The sequence below is a fragment of the Pseudomonas sp. 910_23 genome (genome assembly GCF_052850795.1).
Map to the genome: position 1 here is coordinate 190,410 of NZ_VXCZ01000007.1, position 17,464 is coordinate 207,873.

The 17,464-nt window shown below is 62.5% G+C and carries 17 protein-coding genes and 1 pseudogene; 6 read left to right on the forward strand and 12 right to left on the reverse strand.

Annotated features, from left to right (window positions below):
• Window positions 1-166 precede the first annotated feature (166 nt).
• Both FW800_RS11115 and FW800_RS11120 read left to right on the forward strand, forming a co-directional pair.
• Window positions 167-1,336, forward strand: a complete 1,170-nt coding sequence (locus FW800_RS11115) for a p-hydroxyphenylacetate 3-hydroxylase oxygenase component (RefSeq protein WP_446437617.1) — start codon at window positions 167-169, stop codon at window positions 1,334-1,336.
• A gap of 58 nt (window positions 1,337-1,394) precedes the next feature.
• Window positions 1,395-1,868: pseudogene (locus FW800_RS11120) on the forward strand (flavin reductase family protein); the annotation flags it as partial.
• Window positions 1,869-1,900: 32 nt separating this feature from the next.
• Here FW800_RS11120 and FW800_RS11125 read toward each other — a convergent pair.
• On the reverse strand, window positions 1,901-3,223 hold the full coding sequence (locus FW800_RS11125) for a hypothetical protein (RefSeq protein WP_446437618.1): 1,323 nt from the start codon (window positions 3,221-3,223) through the stop codon (window positions 1,901-1,903).
• Window positions 3,224-3,440: 217 nt separating this feature from the next.
• Here FW800_RS11125 and FW800_RS11130 point away from each other — a divergent pair, with 217 nt between their 5' ends.
• The 3 genes from FW800_RS11130 to feaR all read left to right on the forward strand — a co-directional run bounded on the left by FW800_RS11130 (window position 3,441) and on the right by feaR (window position 6,639).
• Window positions 3,441-4,940: an APC family permease gene (locus tag FW800_RS11130; RefSeq protein WP_446437619.1), complete on the forward strand. Its 1,500-nt coding sequence runs from the start codon at window positions 3,441-3,443 to the stop codon at window positions 4,938-4,940.
• Entirely contained in the window at window positions 4,903-5,469 is a 567-nt protein-coding gene (locus tag FW800_RS11135; protein ID WP_446437620.1) for a DUF3156 family protein, read from the forward strand. The genes FW800_RS11130 and FW800_RS11135 overlap by 38 nt, the downstream gene beginning before the upstream one ends.
• A 228-nt stretch (window positions 5,470-5,697) precedes the next feature.
• The gene (gene feaR, locus FW800_RS11140) at window positions 5,698-6,639 is read left to right on the forward strand and encodes a transcriptional regulator FeaR (RefSeq protein WP_446437621.1); all 942 of its coding nucleotides are present in this window, start codon (window positions 5,698-5,700) and stop codon (window positions 6,637-6,639) included.
• Window positions 6,640-6,775: 136 nt separating this feature from the next.
• Here the strand turns inward: feaR and FW800_RS11145 are convergent, their stop codons facing one another.
• Genes FW800_RS11145 through FW800_RS11165 form a run of 5 tightly spaced genes read right to left on the reverse strand, consistent with a single transcriptional unit; the run spans window position 6,776 to window position 10,847 of the window.
• On the reverse strand, window positions 6,776-7,531 hold the full coding sequence (locus tag FW800_RS11145) for an SDR family oxidoreductase (protein ID WP_446437622.1): 756 nt from the start codon (window positions 7,529-7,531) through the stop codon (window positions 6,776-6,778).
• On the reverse strand, window positions 7,521-8,324 hold the full coding sequence (locus tag FW800_RS11150; RefSeq protein ID WP_446437623.1) for an SDR family NAD(P)-dependent oxidoreductase: 804 nt from the start codon (window positions 8,322-8,324) through the stop codon (window positions 7,521-7,523). The genes FW800_RS11145 and FW800_RS11150 overlap by 11 nt, the downstream gene beginning before the upstream one ends.
• The gene (locus tag FW800_RS11155; protein WP_078821794.1) at window positions 8,317-9,138 is read right to left on the reverse strand and encodes a molybdenum cofactor biosynthesis F family protein; all 822 of its coding nucleotides are present in this window, start codon (window positions 9,136-9,138) and stop codon (window positions 8,317-8,319) included. The genes FW800_RS11150 and FW800_RS11155 overlap by 8 nt, the downstream gene beginning before the upstream one ends.
• An 11-nt stretch (window positions 9,139-9,149) precedes the next feature.
• Complete coding sequence (locus tag FW800_RS11160) at window positions 9,150-9,515, reverse strand: cupin domain-containing protein (RefSeq protein WP_078821793.1); 366 nt, start codon at window positions 9,513-9,515, stop codon at window positions 9,150-9,152.
• A 33-nt stretch (window positions 9,516-9,548) separates the two neighbouring features.
• On the reverse strand, window positions 9,549-10,847 hold the full coding sequence (locus FW800_RS11165) for an NAD(P)/FAD-dependent oxidoreductase (RefSeq protein ID WP_446437624.1): 1,299 nt from the start codon (window positions 10,845-10,847) through the stop codon (window positions 9,549-9,551).
• Between the two features lie 206 nt (window positions 10,848-11,053).
• On the opposite strand from FW800_RS11165, the gene hpaR reads away from it, so the two are divergent.
• Window positions 11,054-11,476: a homoprotocatechuate degradation operon regulator HpaR gene (hpaR, locus tag FW800_RS11170; RefSeq protein ID WP_005789546.1), complete on the forward strand. Its 423-nt coding sequence runs from the start codon at window positions 11,054-11,056 to the stop codon at window positions 11,474-11,476.
• Between the two features lie 124 nt (window positions 11,477-11,600).
• Here the strand turns inward: hpaR and hpaI are convergent, their stop codons facing one another.
• The 6 genes from hpaI to hpaE all read right to left on the reverse strand — a co-directional run bounded on the left by hpaI (window position 11,601) and on the right by hpaE (window position 17,464).
• Window positions 11,601-12,401, reverse strand: coding sequence for a 4-hydroxy-2-oxoheptanedioate aldolase (gene hpaI, locus FW800_RS11175; protein ID WP_446437625.1), 801 nt, complete (start codon window positions 12,399-12,401; stop codon window positions 11,601-11,603).
• Window positions 12,402-12,417: 16 nt separating this feature from the next.
• Window positions 12,418-13,221 (reverse strand): 2-oxo-hept-4-ene-1,7-dioate hydratase, encoded by an 804-nt coding sequence (hpaH, locus tag FW800_RS11180; protein WP_032880377.1) that lies wholly within the window; start codon window positions 13,219-13,221, stop codon window positions 12,418-12,420.
• Between the two features lie 11 nt (window positions 13,222-13,232).
• Window positions 13,233-14,537, reverse strand: coding sequence for an MFS transporter (locus FW800_RS11185; RefSeq protein ID WP_446437626.1), 1,305 nt, complete (start codon window positions 14,535-14,537; stop codon window positions 13,233-13,235).
• A 46-nt stretch (window positions 14,538-14,583) separates the two neighbouring features.
• Window positions 14,584-14,976, reverse strand: a complete 393-nt coding sequence (locus FW800_RS11190; protein ID WP_446437627.1) for a 5-carboxymethyl-2-hydroxymuconate isomerase — start codon at window positions 14,974-14,976, stop codon at window positions 14,584-14,586.
• A 15-nt stretch (window positions 14,977-14,991) separates the two neighbouring features.
• Window positions 14,992-15,849, reverse strand: coding sequence for a 3,4-dihydroxyphenylacetate 2,3-dioxygenase (gene hpaD, locus FW800_RS11195; RefSeq protein ID WP_446437628.1), 858 nt, complete (start codon window positions 15,847-15,849; stop codon window positions 14,992-14,994).
• A gap of 154 nt (window positions 15,850-16,003) precedes the next feature.
• On the reverse strand, window positions 16,004-17,464 hold the full coding sequence (gene hpaE / locus FW800_RS11200) for a 5-carboxymethyl-2-hydroxymuconate semialdehyde dehydrogenase (protein ID WP_032880382.1): 1,461 nt from the start codon (window positions 17,462-17,464) through the stop codon (window positions 16,004-16,006).

Here is a 17,464-nt window from a genome sequence, read left to right on the forward strand (position 1 = left end):
CCTGCCAGGTTTTATGCCTGTGCCTGCCGCGCCTGTGAAAAGTACAAGCTTGCCTGCCGAACGTGCATTTCCCGCCAGCACGGCCCGTTCGATACTGGCCCTGCATCCAGCGCCGTTCCGCAATCCGGAACGCCTGTCGGACTTCCAATAATAAGCAGGGCCGTCCATGAAAAAGCCAAACCCGCTCCTTGAAGACCTCAAACCCCTTTTGCCGGCCATTGCCGCGAATGCCAGCCGTGCCGAGCAACTGCGCCAGGTACCGGATGAAAATATCGCCCTGCTCAAAAGCATCGGCCTGCACCGTGCCTTTCAGCCCAAGGCCTTCGGCGGCCTGGAGCTGACGCTGCCCGAGTTCGCCGACTGCATCGCCTTGCTCGCCGGTAGTTGCGCCAGTACCGCCTGGGCGATGAGCTTGTTGTGTACTCACAGCCACCAACTGGCGCTGTTCTCGGCCCAGTTGCAGCAGGAAATCTGGGGTGCCAACCCGGATGCCACGGCCAGCAGCAGTATTGCGCCGTTCGGTCGGGTGACCGAGGGCGAGGGCGGGGTGTACTTCAGCGGTGAGATGGGCTGGAGCAGCGGCTGTGACCATGGCGAGTGGGCGATTGTCGGCTGCCGTCGCCAGAACGCCGAAGGCACCCAGGATTACTGCTTTGCCGTGTTGCCGCGCAGTGACTATCAGATTCGTGACGACTGGTTCGCCGCTGGCATGAAAGGCAGCGGCACCAAGACCCTGATCATCGACAACTCCTGGGTGCCCGAACACCGTATCCAGAAGGCCAAGGACATGATGGAGGGCAAGTCCGCAGGCTTTGGCCTCTACCCCGACAGCCAGATTTTCTACGCGCCGTATCGGCCATATTTTGCCAGTGGCTTCTCCACCGTCAGCCTCGGTGTGGCCGAGCGTATGCTTGAGGTGTTTCGCGAAAAAACCAGGACGCGGGTGCGCGCCTACACCGGTGCCGCCGTCGGCGCAGCCACCCCGGCGTTGATGCGCCTGGCCGAGTCCACCCACCAGGTCGCCGCCGCCCGAGCGTTCCTGGAAAAAACCTGGCAGGAACACGCCGAACACAGCGCCGCCCACCGTTATCCCACGCGGGAAACCCTGGCGTTCTGGCGCACCAATCAGGGTTACGCCACCAAGATGTGCATCGACGCGGTAGACCGCCTGTTCGCCGCTGCGGGCGGGAATGCCTGGTTCGAGCACAACGAGATGCAGCGCCTGTTCCGCGATTCCCATATGACAGGCGCCCATGCCTATACCGACTACGACGTGTGCGCGCAAATCCTCGGCCGTGAGCTGATGGGTCTGGAACCCGACCCGAGCATGGTGTAGCCGCGCCTATCACCCATAACAATAAGGGCGGCCACTCGCGGCCACCTGGGAGTCTTGCATGTCTGACGTTTTCGACCCAAGGGCCTTTCGCCGCGCCCTCGGCAACTTCGCCACCGGTGTGACGGTGGTCACTGCCGCCACCGCTTCCGGGCACAAGGTCGGCGTGACCGCCAACAGTTTCAACTCGGTGTCCCTCGACCCGCCGCTGGTGCTGTGGAGCATCGACAAGCGCTCCAACAGCCATGCAGTGTTCGAGGAGGCCAGTCATTTTGCGGTGAATGTGCTGGCGGCGGACCAGGTGCACCTGTCCAACAACTTTGCGCGCCCCCGTGAAGACCGCTTCGCCCTCATCGAGTACGAGCCGGGTGAGGGCGGCTCGCCAGTGTTCGCCGATTGCTCGGCGCGCTTTCACTGCGAGAAGTACCAGCAGATCGATGGCGGCGATCACTGGATCATGATCGGCAAGGTGGTGGCGTTCGATGACTTCGGCCGTGCGCCGTTGCTCTACCACCAGGGCGCCTACGCCGAGGTCCGGGCGCTGCCTCCCTGCGCGCCCGAGGTGGTTCAGAACGGCACGGCCACCACCAGCTGACTGTAGACATTGGTGCCGTTGCCGCCGACCTGGTTACCGCCGGTGTCGGCCGCTTTATCGGGTTTGTACAGGCCCAGCAGCGGCGTGATGATCAGGTGCTCGTTCACCGCCCATTCGGCGTACAGGTCCAGTTCGCGGCCATCCAGGTTCAACTGGCCGCGGGTGCTGACGGTGTTGTAGTCAAAGAACAGTGCGCCGAGGGTGACGTTGTCCCGCGGCTTAACCTTGAACGCCACATGTTGCACCGCCGTGTTGCTGTTGAATGGGCCTGAATAGTTGCCCGCCACTTCGCCCTGCACCCAGGTGCCGTAGCCACGGTTGAAGCCTGAGAACATGCCGTCCCAGTTTTTCGAATAACGTGCGTAGCGGTAGGTCAGGTCCGGTGACCAGGGCAGGTGGGCAAAGGTGTAGCCGGCTTCGACGTAACCGGCGTTTTGCTGGCTGTCGCGGCGGTCCTGGCGGGCCAGTTCGAAAGCCAAGTGCGCGTTGTCGATACCTGCATTACCGGCACCGCGCAGGCTATAGAGGTTCATGCCCTTGCGCTGGCGCTGCAGGTCGGTGGCGAAGCGCTCATCCACATCGATCCCATGAATATAGGTCAGCCCCAGGGTGCCCGGCGCGGCGCTGTACTCCAGGGTGCCAGCGGCCATTTCGGTGAGGGCTTGGGCGCGGTTGTCGGATTTGATCCACATCAGGCTGCCATGCACGCCGTCCTTGCCACCCAGGCGAATCACCGCAGTCTTGTCGAAGGCATGGCGCGCGGCAATGTAGTAGGCGCCGCCGCGATTGAACTCGCCGTCGCCTACGCCATTGCCGAGGTTGGGGCCGTCGTCGTTGATGATGAAGCCGTCGCCCAACATGATGATCTGGCGGCCAAACGACAGGTCTACCCCATCCTTGCCCAGCGCCGGGAACAGCTCGCCGGAGCGCCAGCCGGCGAACGCTTCGTCAAACTTGGTGGTGCGCTCGGTGCCGTTGGTCAACCCCGACGCATCGCCGTCGCCCCAGGTGCCGGAACTCACCAGGTTCGCCGTGCCGTATACGCCGCCCAGGTTGCCCAGGCTCTGCTCGACGCTCAGGCCGTACTTGATGAACCCCTCGCGCCAGGTGGAGCCGCCGCTGCGGCCATCGTAGTTCTTCGGGCTGTTGAACAGGCCGTAGACGGCAAGGAAGTTGCCGGTGACCTGGGTGTCGGTATCGGCATACAACTCGATGGCCTGGGCCTGGCCGACCAGCAGTGCAATGCCGAGGCCGACCGCCTGGCGCAGGCGGCGGTTTTTCAATGTGTGCTCCATTGTTATTGTCCCCATCTTGGTTAAGAGTGAGGGCGCATTAGGGCGAGCGGTCGCAGGCCAAGTCTTTCATATGCGTGCCAGGCAGTTGACCCTGGCCGCCAGGCGATACGCCGTGGCAGGCAGCAACAAAACCTTCGGCAGACAGGGGCAAGACGATCGAGCCAGGTGGGGCGCAGAGTGCCGACACACTAAAAAAACCGCTTTCGAGGACCCCACCATGTCGATCAACGACCGACTCACCGCGCACCTCAACCGGGGCACGGTAGGTTTCCCCACCGCGTTGGCCAGCACCATCGGGCTGATCATGGCAAGCCCGGTGATCCTCACCGCCACCATGGGTTTTGGCATTGGCGGCAGCGCCTTTGCCCTGGCGATGCTGATCGCCGTGGTGATGATGCTGGCCCAGGCGACGACCTTCGCCGAGGCCGCCTCGATACTGCCCACCACCGGCTCGGTGTACGACTACATCAACTGCGGCATGGGCCGGTTCTTTGCGATTACCGGCACTTTGTCGGCGTATCTGATCGTGCACGTGTTCGCCGGCACCGCCGAAACCATCCTCGCCGGGGTCATGGCGCTGGTGAACTTCGAACACCTCAATACCCTGGCAGAATCGGCCGGCGGCTCATGGCTGCTGGGCGTGGGTTTCGTGATCGTGTTCGGGGTGCTGAACGCCTTCGGGGTCAGCGCCTTTGGCCGCGCAGAGATCATCCTTACGTTCGGCATGTGGACCACCCTGATGGTGTTCGGCGTGCTGGGCCTGATCGCCGCGCCGGCGGTGCAGTTGGATGGCTGGTTCGGGGAATCACTGGTGGGCACCGACCTGGTCACCGTGTTGTCGCTGGTGGGCATGGCGATGTTCATGTTCGTCGGCTGCGAGTTCGTCACCCCGCTGGCGCCGGACCTGCGCCAATCGGCCAAGGTGATGCCACGGGCGATGATGCTCGGGCTGATGGGCGTGGCGACGTGCATGTTTATCTATGGCGCCGCGATGAAGCGCCAGGTGGAAAACGTGGTGCTCGACGCCGCCTCCGGCGTGCACCTGTTGGACACACCCATGGCTATCCCACGGTTCGCTGAACAGGTGATGGGGCAGATCGGGCCGCTGTGGCTGGGTATCGGCTTCCTGTTCGCTGGTGCTGCGACCATCAATACCTTGATGGCCGGTGTTCCGCGCATCCTCTACGGCATGGCGGTGGATGGCGCGTTGCCGAAGGTGTTCACCTACCTGCACCCGCGCTTCAAGACGCCGTTGCTGTGCATTCTGGTGGCGATGCTGATCCCGTGCCTGCACGCGCTGTACCTGGGCGGCAATACCGACAACATCATGCACCTGGTGCTGGCGGCGGTGTGCGCGTGGAGTTTTGCTTACCTGTTGGTGACGCTGTCTGTGGTGATCCTGCGCATTCGCCGTCCGGATTTGCCCAGGGCGTACCGATCGCCGTGGTTCCCGCTGCCGCAGATCGTCTCCAGCATCGGAATCCTGCTGGGCATGTGGTTTATCACCCCGCCAGGCATGAACCCGGCCGACATTTATGTGCCGTTTGGGGTGATGCTCGGCGTGACCGCCACCTATGCGTTGTTCTGGACCCTGGTGGTGCAGAAGGTCAACCCCTTCAAGCCCGCCTGCGTTGAGGAGGTGTTGGCCAAGGAATTCAGCCACGAACCGGGGCCTGCCCATGACGGTTATAACGACTTTGCGGCAAAAACTGTGTGAGCTGTTCAGCGCAGACCGTGCACCGAGCGGTTATCGACCTGGGGTGACCCTGGCGCGCTTGCGGCGTGATCTGAGCCTGGCGACGCTTGAAGTGGACGGTGTGAACTTCGAGATTGTCGAGCGCACCGAGTCGCAGTTGTTGATGCACCTGGTGCTGACCGAGTGCGTCCTGCGCGTACCGGCTTCAGCGAGTGGCGCTGGCAGCTTCGAGGTGCACCATGGCGGCGCTATTCGGCGCAACGGTATCCGCGTGCGCCGGCGCTCCGGCAGCCAGGCTCTGGCGTGTGAGCTACAGGCGCGTTTGCTGGCCGACAGCGGGTTGTTCCAGGCGCTGATGCCGCTGGATTTCAAGCGCCTGCGCATTGATCTCAAGGACCGGCAATGGTGTGTGCGCCTGGAGCATATGGGCGGGAGTGAGGTGGTCAATCGGATGCCTGCGTTTCGGCGTTACATTGCGTTGAGCACCGAGCAACGCAGGTATCTATTGGCAGCCATAGGTGGGTTGCAGCGGGTGATGTCTGGCCTGTGAAACCAATGACGCACCTCTGTGGGAGGGGGCTTGCTCCCGATAGCGGCGGGTCATCCAATGAATGTGTTGGCTGGCCCACCGCTATCGGGAGCAAGCCCCCTCCCACATACCGTTTGGCATCATTAGTGCTTCTGCAAAGGGCAAACAGGTTGTTGTTGCGTGCATATAGATAACATGTTAACTATTGCATCAGAACAACAAAAAGAACGCCACTGCGGAGACACCCCCATGAGCATCCCACAGCATGCACCCGACGGGCTCGACAGCTGGAACCGCGAACTGCGCGCCGCGTGCGGCCACTTCGATACCGAACTGGCCTTCAACCGTTCGCTGTTTATTGGCGAGATCCACAACTTGCCCCGTGGCCTGGCCATCCTGCGCACCAATGCCGGGCTGATCAAACGCCCGACGCACCACGCCGATCACGACAATGACCAGGAGTGCTTCCTGGTCAGCCAGCGCAGCGGCTATTCGCAGATCACCCAGAACGAGCAGACCGTGCAGCTGGCCCCCGGCGAGATGCTGTTGATGGACTCGGTGGGCTCGATCGAAATCACCCCCTTTGGTTTGATCGAACATGCCTCGCTGTCGTTGTCGCGCACTGAGGTGTGCAAGCACCTGGGCGGCCAGGCGCGGGCGTTCGGCAAGATCTCCTCGACCAAAGCCTGTGGGCGTATGTTGCATGTGCTGATGGATCAACTGTGCAAGGACGACACTGACGACGACGCCACGCAAGTGGACGCGCTGCAGGCGGCCTTTGTGTCGCTGCTGGGCTCGGCGCTGGAGCAGGGCGATGAGTGCCGCGAGGGCGTTGCTGCGTTGCAGGGCAGTAATCTGCGCAGCTATGTGCAAAAGATCATTGATGAGTCGTTGGGCCAGCCTGGCCTGAGCCCGATTGGCCTGGCCAACCGCCTGAATATCTCGGTGCGGCACCTGTACCGTTTGTTCGAGGAACAGGACGACAGCGTCTGCCGCTACATCCAGCGGGCGCGGCTCAAGCGCAGTGCTGACGACTTGACCAACCCCTTCCTGCGTAGCGAGTCGATCACCTCGATTGCCTACAAGTGGGGCTTTACCGACTCGGCGCATTTCAGCCGATCATTCAAGAAACAGTTCGAAGTGTCGCCCAAGGATTTTCGCTCCAGCCGGTTGCAGGCGGTGGGGGCATAAACAGCTTCTTCAATGTGCATGAGATCCAATGTGGGAGGGGGCTTGCTCCCGATAGCGGTGTATCAGCTACACATGTGCTGGCTGATACACCGCTATCGGGAGCAAGCCCCCTCCCACATTGGACCGAATTGAGTTTTTAGATTTCGGGCAAGGTAGACCCACCATCCACCACCAAGGTCTGCCCGGTGATATAGCCAGCCAGGTCAGAAGCCAGAAACAACATCGCGCCGGCGATATCCGCAGCCGCGCCCAAGCGCCCCAACGGCACACGGCTGGCGATGCTCTCATTCAACGCGGCATCGCCCAGGTTGCTCATCGCCGGCGTGGCGATCATGCCCGGCTCCACGCCATTGACCCGCACATTCAACGGCGCCAGTTCCAGCGCCGCGTTGCGGATAAACCCATTCACTCCCGCCTTGGACGCCGCATAGTGGCTGAGCCCCGGATAACCCACCCGATTGCCGGTGACCGAAGACGTCACCAGCACGCAACCCCGGCCTTGCGCGCGAAACGTCGGTAACGCCGCCTGGGTCAGCCAGAACAGCGCCGAAAGGTTTACAGCCAAGGTGCGTTGCAAGATCGCCGGGGTGATGTCGGCAAAGGCTGTCAGCGGGAAATACCCGGCGTTGTGCACCACAATATCCAGTTGCGCCAACCCTTGAACGCAGGCGAATACCGCCTCGGCTTGCGCCAGGTCAACGCCCACGGCCTCGACCTGATAGCCCTGCGCGCACAACCCAGCGGCCACCCTTTCAGCTTGTTCCAGCAGGCGATCAGCAATCACCACCCGCGCACCGCGTTCGGCAAAGGCTTGGACGATGCCCAGGCCAATCCCTTGGGCGCCGCCGGTGACCAGCACGACTTGGCCGCTGAAATCCAGGTCATTGGGCATGAGCAGGCTCCAGGCGCGTAAACGCCAGCGTCGGCACGTCGACGATGCTGGACCCACCGTCCGCCACCAAGGTCGCTCCGGTAATGATCGATGCGTCGTCGCTGGCCAGGAAGCGGCATACCTTGGCGATCTCTTCGGCCCGGGCGGCGCGGCGCAGCGGCACATCGGCACACACGCGCTCGTACGCTTGCTGCAAGGTGTCGCCGTACGCCTCCATCAACGGCTGCATCTCGGCATCGGCCATCGGCGTGTGCACCCAGCCCGGGCACACCGCGTTCACGCGCACGCCGTGGGGGCCGTAGTCCCGTGCCAGCGAGCGATTGAGCCCGAGTAACGCATGTTTGGCCGTGGTGTAGCCGCACACCTCGGGCCCCGCCGCGAGCGAGGCGATGGAGCCGATCAGCACGACACTGCCGGCGCTTTCCTGCAACATCGGCAGGCAGGCGCGGGCACTGTAGAACGCGCTGTCCAGGTTACTGCGCAGCGCCGCTTCCCACGTAGACGGGCTGGTCTGGGTCGCGCTGCCCAGGCCATGACCGCCGGCACACGCCAGCAGTACATCGATACGCCCGTAGTGGGCGTGAATCTCGCGGATAAAGCCCTCCCAGGTGTCGGGGCAGGCGGCATCGCCCACCAGGATCAGGCCGCCGCTGGCCTGCGCTGCCTGTTCCAGTGGCTCGCGGCGCCGGCCGATCAGTACCAGCCGTGCGCCTTCCTGCGCGTACAGCCGGGCACAGGCGGCGCCGATGCCGGTGCCGGCCCCGGTGATCACCACCGTGCGCGCCTCAGTCACGGGGGTACTCCGTGCGGTTGAGCACCTGGCAATAGGAACTGATCGGGAAGTTCGACAGCGCGTCGAAGGATGCCCCCGCGTAGCCGAAGATCTTGCCGTCGCTGCGGTGTTGTTGCAGGTCGATCAGCACCAGGCCGAGGGTGGGCACGATCTTCTCCTGCCAGACGAACAGGTACAGCTGCTCGGCGATCTTGTAGTAATGGCAGCGGTCGGTGTCGCACAAGCCTTTCTCCACACCCTCAAGGCATTGCCAGGCATAGAACCGCGGGTTGAGGTAGATGTGCTCGTAGACCTCGCTGGGGCTGTAGCGGTAGTGGTTGCGCAGGCCCACCAGTTCCTCGGTGGGGGCGTGCAGGCAATGGCCCTCCTGCCACGGCCGGTCGAGGCTGCCGTGGAGGAACTCGGCGTGCACCGAGGTCAGCGGTTTGCCGGCCAGGGCGCGGTGGTAAAGACCTTCGTGGGTCTCTGCCGGCTCCGGCATACGGCCAATCACCGCGGTAAAGGAGGCCGTTGGCGTGTCCAGCACCAGGCTGATCGACCAGCTTTGCCCGGCCTCGTGCTTGATGAAGTCCACCAGGTACAGGCCCGGGCGAATCGAGCTGGCGCGATAGGCTGCACTACCGCTGGAGTGTCCGTCGGCGGCGTGCCAGGCCAGGCGCTCCTGTTCGAAGCGATGCTCGATCTGCCAGCCATTGGCAAAGTGCAGAGTGAAGGTCTGGCCCGCCAGGTCGGCGAGGTTCGGCAGGATGAACGCTTCGGGTGCAAAACCGTCGGCCAGGGCGCCCACGGTGATCCAGTCAGAAGAAGTGCTCATGGCAAGGCTCCTTACACGACGGCAAAGTAGTGTTTGACGAAACTCTCGCTGACCACTTCCCACAGCACCGGCGTGCCCTTGGTCACAAACCAGCTGTCACCGGCCTTGTAGCGGGTGGACTGGCCGGTGGACTCATCGGTGAGTATGACCTCGCCGGTGACCACCGTGGCTTGTTCGGCGAACGGGTAGACCATGCGGAATTTGCCCTGGGTGGTGCCGAAGTAAGCGCTGCTGACCGCATCGGTAGGTGCGCCGAATGTCATCTTGCCGAAGGCGCGCACCTCGCCTTCAAGGATTTGTGAGCCGAGGTCGGCCACGGTGCCCCAGGCATCGAGTTCCGACAGCTGGACGTTATGTTTGACGGTGGTGAGGGTCATGGCAGTGGTTCCTGATGAGTGAAAAAAAGCGAATCAACGACGCCCGTTCCAGTAGCCGGACAATTGGTGCCAGGATTTGCCCGCCGTCAGCAGCAGAGGGCGAATTGCGTCCTTGCCGATGATGGTCGGGCGGCGGATCGAGCTGATCAGGTCATAGCGCGCCGAGCCTTCGCTCATGCCTTCGGCCAGGACCTTGCAGATGATGTGGCTGGGGGTGACGCCAAAGCCTGAATAGCCCTGCACGAAAAACGCGTTGCTGCGCCCCGGCAAGGTGCCGATCTGCGGGAACAGATTCGGGCTGCACGCCATCGGGCCGCCCCAGGCCAGGTCGATTTTCACGTCCTTGAGGTAGGGGAAAATCTTCAGCATCAGGTGGCGGTTCCAGGCTTTCAGGTCGCCGGGAATATGCTCGACCAAAGGCGTCGCGGCGCCGAACAGCAGGCGGTTTTCATTGGTGACGCGGTAGTAGTCGATCACCGGGCGGATATCGCTGTAGGCGCCACGGATCGGGCTGATGCGCTGGATCAATTCTTCGGACAACGGCTCGGTCATCATCTGGAAGGCGTAGGTGTTGATGGTCGAGCGGTGCAGTTCCGGTTCGAGCTTGTTGAGAAAGCTGTCACAGGCCCACAGCAACTTGCCGGCGCGTACCGAACCGCGCCCGGTGCGCACGGTGATGCGTTCGCCGTAGCTGACCTCCAGGGCCGGGCTGTTCTCAAAAATCCTTACCCCATGGCCGGCCAGCGCGGTGGCCTCGCCCAGCAGCAGGTTCAGCGAGTGCACATGCCCGCCGCCCATGTGCAGCAGCGCACTGGTGTAGGCGTTGGAACCGATGATCTGCTGCACATCCGAGCCGCCGAGAAAGCGGATTTCATGCTGGCTGTTGACCGACTTGAAGTCCTTCTCCCAGGCGCGCAGGGTTTTTTCCTGGCGGGCGTTGAAGCCCATATAGCCGTAGCCGTGGCAGAAATCGGCATCGATGTTGTACTTGGCGATGCGGTTCTTGATGATGTCGGCGCCCAGGTCGCTGATCTCGAACACCTGGCGCAGCCCGTCTTCGCCCACGTCCTTCTTGATCTTCTCCAGGTCATGGCCGATGCCCGCCATGATCTGCCCGCCGTTACGGCCGGTGCCGCCAAAGCCCAGGTAGCGTGCTTCAAGCACCACGATATTGGTGATGCCTTTTTCCGCCAGTTCCAGCGCGGTGTTGATCCCGGAAAAGCCGCCACCGATCACCACGACGTCCGCGTCGATGTCTTGCTCCAGGGTGGGGAAGCTGAGGTTGTATTTCTTGGTGGCGGTGTAATACGTAGGGGTTTCGATGTTGATCATGGCGCAGCCTGAAAAAGTGAAGGAAGGCGCTAAAGCGGATGCCTCCATTAGGGCCCCTGACGGGCTGGAAGTCTTGATCCTGCGTGCCCGGGTTTTTGATTCAGCGCGCCACGGGCGAGGGCACACACAAGTTATAGCGCGCTCGCTGGCGGGGAATGTTAGAGTTTCGTTAAATTATTAACTAAATACTTCGTGACCCTGATCCTATGTCCAAACCTCGACAATCCCTGACCCTGGCCTTGCTGCAAGCGCGTGAGGCCGCGATGAGTTTTTTCCGCCCGTCGCTGAATGAACACGGCCTGACCGAACAGCAATGGCGCATCATCCGCATCCTCGAACAGCACGGTGAGCTGGAGATTTACCAACTGGCGGAACTGGCGTGCATCCTAAAGCCGAGCATGACCGGCGTGCTGGTGCGCATGGAAGCCGCCGGCATGGTGCACCGACGCAAGGCCGAACAGGACCAGCGCCGGGTGCTTATCACCCTGGCAGACAAGGGCAAGGCGAGTTTCGAGTCCATGAGCCAGTGCATGGAGGCCAACTACCAGCGTTTGCAGGATCAGCTTGGCGAAGAGAAATTCCAGACCTTGCTGGGGTTGCTGGATGACTTGAAGAACATCAAGCGCTGAACTAATGACTGAACCACCGCCGGTCAACTGTGGGAGCTGGCTTGCCTGCGATAGCGTCGGGTCAGCTGGCTTATTTGTCGCTGATACACCGCTATCGCAGGCAAGCCAGCTCCCACATTGGATCTCAGTAGACACCACCGGTATTGGCAGCCACCGGTACGTCTTTGAACTTCCCGGCCAGGCTTTGCAACCCGCGCATCAACACTGTTGTATCCGCTCCCACCGCCACGAACGTTGCGCCCAGTTCGATATAGCGCCGCGCCAGGCGTTCATCCGCACTGAGAATCCCCGCCGCCTTGCCCGCTTGAACGATGCGCACAATGGCGTCTTCAATCGCCGCCTGCACTTCAGGATGCCCTGGGTTACCGCGATGCCCCATGGCCGCACTCAAGTCCGCCGGGCCGATGAACACGCCGTCCACGCCTTCGACGGCGGTGATAGCGTCCAGATTGGCCAGGCCCTCGCGATTTTCAATCTGCACCAGCAGGCACATCTGCGCGTCGGCCTGGTCGAGGTAGTCGGTGATGCTGTTCCAGCGCGAAGCACGGGCCAGGGCACTGCCGACGCCGCGAATACCCTGGGGCGGGTATTGCAGGGCGCGCACCAGTTCTTGGGCCTGGGCAGCGCTTTCGACCATGGGCACCAGCAGCGTCTGCGCGCCGATATCGAGCAGTTGCTTGATCAATGCCGTGTCGCCGACCACCGGGCGAATCAGCGCCTGGCTGGGGTAGGGCGCGATGGCCTGCAATTGCGCAAGCATCCCCTGCAGGTGGTTGGGCGCATGTTCGCCGTCGATCAACAGCCAGTCGAAACCGGCATTGGCGGCCAACTCGGCGCTATAGGCATTGGCGAGGCCAAGCCACAGGCCGATCTGCACCTCGCCGTTGTGCAGGCGTTGTTTGAAGCGGTTGACAGGCATGTCCATGACAATCCTCCAGTGTTCAGACGAAGCGACAGGCGATCGAACCGAGCAGGTCGTAGTCGACGTGGAAGGTATCCCCTGGGCGGGCGGCCACCGGGCGGGTAAACGAGCCGCCGAGAATCACCTGGCCCGGCAGTAAGGTGACGTCATGCGCCGCCAGCTTGTTGGCCAGCCACGCCACGCCCTTGGCCGGGTGGTTGAGCACTGCCGCCGAGACGCCGGACTCTTCGATCACGCCATTGCGATACAGCACCGCCGGCACTTTGCGCAGGTCGATCTCGGTGGGGCGCACAGCCCGGCCACCGAGTACCACGCCGGCATTGGCGGCGTTGTCGGAGATGGTGTCGAACACCTTGCGGGTGGCGTTGGTCTGTGGGTCGACCTGCTGGATGCGTGCGTCGATGATTTCCAGCGCCGGGATCACCCATTCGGTCGCATCGAGCACATCGAACACCGTGCAGTTGGGGCCCTTGAGCGGCTTGCCAAGGATGAACGCCAGTTCCACTTCCACACGCGGCACGATGAAGCGTTCGAAGGGAATATCACTGCCTTCGTCGAAAAACATGTCATCGAGCAGGGCGCCGTAGTCGGGCTCGGTGATGTTTGAAGAGACCTGCATGGCTCGTGAAGTGAGGCCGATCTTGTGGCCCTTGAGCGTGCGCCCGTTCTTGATCTTTTGCGCAACCCATTCGCGCTGGATGGCGTACGCATCCTCGAGGGTGATGCCGGGGTAGTCGAGGGAAAACTGACGCACCTGTTCGCGGCTGCGTTCGGCGCGGTCCAGGTGGGCGGCGGCCGCGAGGATTTGCTGGGAGTCGAGCATGGCAACGGTCTCTAGTGTGGGTTGACGATGGCGGCCTGAGTGCGCAGCACCAGCAGGCCACCGAGGGCGATAAACAGGGCGAGTACGTACAGGGCCAGGCTGGCGCTCTGGGTGGCGTCGCGCATCCAGCCGATCAGGTAGGGCGCGAGGAACGCGGCGATGCTGCCGAACGAGCTGATCATGGCGATGCCCGCCGCCTGAGTGGTATTGGAAAGAAACGCCGGCGGCAGTTGCCAGAACATCGGCAGCGCCGCGCTGGCGCCCATGCCGGCGACCACCAACCCGCTCATCACCAGCAGCGCATTGCCGGGCGCCAGGCCCGCGACGGCAATGCCGACAGCGGCCATCAGCAGGGGCACGCATAAATGCCAGCGACGCTCGCGCTGGCGATCGGACGAGCGCCCGCAGCCGAGCATGAAGAAGCAGCCGGCCAGGTAGGGCACGGCGCTGAGCAAGCCGACCTGACTGTCGCGGCCGATGCCGGCGCCGTGGATCAGGCTTGGCATCCAGAACGCCAGGGTGTTGACCGCCAGCATCACCGCAAAGTACACGGCCACCAGCAGCCACACTTGCGGGTCCCGCAGGATGCCGCTGAACGAGGTGATGGTCTTGCGCTGTTCTTCGTTGCTCAACTGGGTGCGCAGTTGCTGTTTTTGTTCGCTGCTCAACCAGTGCACCACTTCGAAACTGTCCGGCAAGCACTTGAGCACCACCAGCCCCAGCAGTACCACGGGCGCACCTTCGATCAGGAACATCCATTGCCAGCCGCGCAGGCTGCCCACGTCGTGGAAGTTCTCCAGGATCGCCCCGGAAATCGGCCCGCCCAACACCCCGGCCATGGGCACGGCAATGGCAAACAAGGCGGTGACCTGGGCACGTCGCCGCGCCGGGTACCAGCGGTTGAGAAACACCAGGATCCCCGGGAAAAATCCGGCTTCGGCCACCCCCAGCAAAAAGCGCAGCACGTAGAAGCCCCTAGCACTTTCCACCCACAACATGCCGGTGGAGAGCAGGCCCCACACCACCATCAGGCAGGCGATCCAGCGCCGTGGCCCGACCCGGTCCAGGGCCATGTTGCTGGGCACGCCAAACAGCGCGTAGGCAATGAAAAACAGCCCGGCGCCAAAGCCGTACACCGTGTCGCTGAACTGCAGGTCGTGGCTCATCTGCATCTTGGCGAAGCCGATGTTGATACGGTCCAGGTGGGCGAACAGGTAACACACCAGCAACAAGGGCATCAGGCGCCAGGTCACCAAACGATGGGTGCGGTCGTGCTCGGCAAGCCGCAGGCTTGCAGTGGAGTGGGCTGTGCTCATGATGTTGTACTTTTTGTCTGAGTGGCCGTGAGGGGAGGGCAGGTTTTTATCCCGCCGCGTTATTCAGAAACGCATGCACATTGTTCTGCTTGAAGTTGAGCTGTGGGTGCAACTCGACCATCTCGAACGACAGCGCCAACAACCGCTGCGCCTGCAACTGGGCGAAGTGCGCGGTGATCACCGCGAACACGGCTTCGGCCACCGCCTGGCGCGTGGCCAGGTCGCGGCCGTGGCCGACCTTGAGGGTCATGTGCACGAAGGCGTAGTCATGCTTGCCGTCGGCCATGCGCCAGGTGTCCAGGCGCACACCACGGCTACGGATGCCGCCCAACGGAAACACGCCACTGTCGCCCAGCACGCGGTGGATTTTTTCAAACAGGCCAGGCAAATCGGCCAATGGTTCAAGGTTGTCGGTGTACTCAGCGATAAAGTGCGGCATAGGTTTCTCCCAAAGCTACAGCGGGAAAATCGCGTTGATCTGGCCAGTGCCCGAACTGCCGAACGGCGGCGTGATGATCTCGGCCGGCTGGGCATAGTCCGGCCCACCCAGCAGGCCCAGGAGCATGGCGGTGTCGTGCATCTTGCCTTCGCCAAAGCAGTGTTCGGCGTAGTCCGGCAGCATCGCGCAGAACTCTTTGAAGCGACCTTGCTGCCACATCTCGACGACGTGCAGGTCTACCTGCTTGTCAAACTCACGGGTCCAGTTGTGGATATTCGCTTCGGCCTGGCGGTCGTCGGAAAAACGGTGGGACAACGAGCCGGACGCCAGCACCAGCACTTTGCGGTCACTCTTTTCTATGGCGCGGCGCACGGCGGCGCCAAAGGCGAAGCTGTCTTCCAGGCGATGCCAGGCACACCAGGCGGCGATGGAAATCACCTTGAATTTTTCATCCTCGGGCACGCCCATGTGCATGTAACGCATGGGCACCAGCGTGCCATATTCCAGCTCCAGGCTCGGGATGTTATGGGCCATGCTGCGCACGCCGGCCAGGTTGGCTTCGGCGGCGATCAGTTCGCCCAACTCGGGGCAGCCGGGGTAGGCGTAACCCATGTTCTTGATGAAGTGCGGCAGCTCGTTGCTGGTGTAGGTGCCCTGGAACTGCTCGCCACAGTTGACGTGATAACCGCTGTTGACCAGCCAGTGCACGTCGAACACCACGGCGGTGTCGGCCCCCAGTTCGCGGGCGCGCCGGCCGATTTCCTTGTGCCCGGCAATCGCCGCTTCGCGACAGCCGTGATGCTTGCCGGGCAGTTCCGACAGGTACATCGACGGTACGTGGCAGATCTTCGCTGCCAGAACCACTTCGCCCATGATGATTCTCCTGAATAATTATTCTTGTAAGGCTTGTGACGTCCCTGTGGGAGCTGGCTTGCCTGCGATTGCATCGACTCGGTACGGCTGAAGGACCGCGGTGTCTGCATCGCGGGCAAGCCCGGCTCCCACAGGAGGCTTGTTTGATCCTGGGCTACACACCCCAGCGCGGAATGTGATGACTGCCCATGGAAATACACACGTTCTTGATCTCGGCAAACACTTCAAAGCTGTACTGGCCACCCTCGCGCCCGGTGCCCGAGCCTTTCACCCCGCCAAAGGGCTGACGCAAATCGCGCACGTTCTGGCTGTTGATAAATACCATGCCCGCCTCAATACCGCGCGCCAGCCGATGAGCCTTACCGATGTCCTGGGTCCAGATATAGGACGCCAGCCCGTATTCGGTGTCGTTGGCCAGTTGCAGCGCTTCGGCTTCGTCCTTGAACGGGATCAGGCACACCACCGGACCAAAGATTTCTTCCTGGGCGATGCGCATCCGGTTGTTCACATCGGCAAACACCGTTGGCTGGATAAACTGGCCGCGGCTCAGGTGCGCCGGCAAGTTGGCCGGGCGCTCCAGGCCGCCGGCCAGCAGTGTGGCGCCTTCCTCCAGACCGATCTTGATGTAGCCGGTGACCTTGTCGTAATGGGCCTGGGTGATCATCGAGCCGACCTGGGTTTTGGGGTCCTGCGGGTCGCCCACGATCAGGCGCTTGGCCCGCGCCGCGAACTCGGCGACAAATTGCGGGTAGACGCTTTCCTGAATAAAGATCCGGCTACCGGCGGTGCACCGCTCGCCGTTCAGGGAGAAGATCGTGAACAGTGCGGCGTCGAGGGCGCGCTCCAGGTCGGCGTCTTCAAAAATCAGCACCGGCGACTTGCCGCCCAGCTCCATGGAGTACTTTTTAAGGCCGGCGGTCTGCATGATTTTCTTGCCGGTGGCGGTGCCGCCGGTAAAGGAAATCGCCCGCACATCCGGGTGGCGTACCAGTGCATCACCAGCGGTGGCGCCGTAGCCCTGGATCACATTGAGCACGCCGTTGGGGATCCCGGCTTCCACCGCCAGGCGTCCCAGTTCATTGGCGGTCAGTGGCGACAGCTCCGACATTTTCAATACGGCGGTATTGCCCAGCGCCAGGCACGGCGCGGTCTTCCAGGTGGCGGTCATGAACGGCACGTTCCATGGCGACACCAACCCGCACACGCCTACCGGCTGGTACAGGGTGTAGTTGAGCATCTGGTCGTCCACCGGATAACTGTGGCCGTCCATGCGGGTGCAGACTTCGGCGAAAAAGTCGAAGTTGTGCGAGGCCCGTGGAATCAACACGTTCTTGGTCTGGTGAATTGGCAAACCGGTGTCGAGGGTTTCCAGTTCGGCCAGGCGTGGCACGTTCTGTTCAATCAATTCGCCGAGCTTGCGCATCAAGCGTGCGCGCTCTCTGGCCGGGGTGTTGGCCCACTTGGGAAACGCCTCCTTGGCCGCCGCCACGGCTTGTGCGACTTCATCAGCACCACCGCTGGCGACTTCGCCGATGGCCTCGCCGGTGGCCGGGTTGTAGTTGATGAATACGTCTTTGCTCTCGACCTCACGGCCGTTGATCCAGTGTTTGATCAT

Bases quoted from the DNA above. Each gene is read 5' to 3' on its own strand.
- FW800_RS11185 (WP_446437626.1), bottom strand. From the start codon at position 14,537: ATGAGCACAGCCCACTCCACTGCAAGCCTGCGGCTTGCCGAGCACGAC.
- FW800_RS11130 (WP_446437619.1), top strand. From the start codon at position 3,441: ATGTCGATCAACGACCGACTCACCGCGCACCTCAACCGGGGCACGGTA.
- hpaI (WP_446437625.1), bottom strand. From the start codon at position 12,401: ATGGACATGCCTGTCAACCGCTTCAAACAACGCCTGCACAACGGCGAG.
- FW800_RS11155 (WP_078821794.1), bottom strand. From the start codon at position 9,138: ATGAGCACTTCTTCTGACTGGATCACCGTGGGCGCCCTGGCCGACGGT.
- FW800_RS11145 (WP_446437622.1), bottom strand. From the start codon at position 7,531: ATGCCCAATGACCTGGATTTCAGCGGCCAAGTCGTGCTGGTCACCGGC.
- FW800_RS11160 (WP_078821793.1), bottom strand. From the start codon at position 9,515: ATGACCCTCACCACCGTCAAACATAACGTCCAGCTGTCGGAACTCGAT.
- FW800_RS11165 (WP_446437624.1), bottom strand. From the start codon at position 10,847: ATGATCAACATCGAAACCCCTACGTATTACACCGCCACCAAGAAATAC.
- hpaH (WP_032880377.1), bottom strand. From the start codon at position 13,221: ATGCTCGACTCCCAGCAAATCCTCGCGGCCGCCGCCCACCTGGACCGC.
- hpaD (WP_446437628.1), bottom strand. From the start codon at position 15,849: ATGGGCGAAGTGGTTCTGGCAGCGAAGATCTGCCACGTACCGTCGATG.
- FW800_RS11115 (WP_446437617.1), top strand. From the start codon at position 167: ATGAAAAAGCCAAACCCGCTCCTTGAAGACCTCAAACCCCTTTTGCCG.
- hpaR (WP_005789546.1), top strand. From the start codon at position 11,054: ATGTCCAAACCTCGACAATCCCTGACCCTGGCCTTGCTGCAAGCGCGT.
- feaR (WP_446437621.1), top strand. From the start codon at position 5,698: ATGAGCATCCCACAGCATGCACCCGACGGGCTCGACAGCTGGAACCGC.
- hpaE (WP_032880382.1), bottom strand. From the start codon at position 17,464: ATGATCAAACACTGGATCAACGGCCGTGAGGTCGAGAGCAAAGACGTA.
- FW800_RS11125 (WP_446437618.1), bottom strand. From the start codon at position 3,223: ATGGAGCACACATTGAAAAACCGCCGCCTGCGCCAGGCGGTCGGCCTC.
- FW800_RS11135 (WP_446437620.1), top strand. From the start codon at position 4,903: ATGACGGTTATAACGACTTTGCGGCAAAAACTGTGTGAGCTGTTCAGC.
- FW800_RS11190 (WP_446437627.1), bottom strand. From the start codon at position 14,976: ATGCCGCACTTTATCGCTGAGTACACCGACAACCTTGAACCATTGGCC.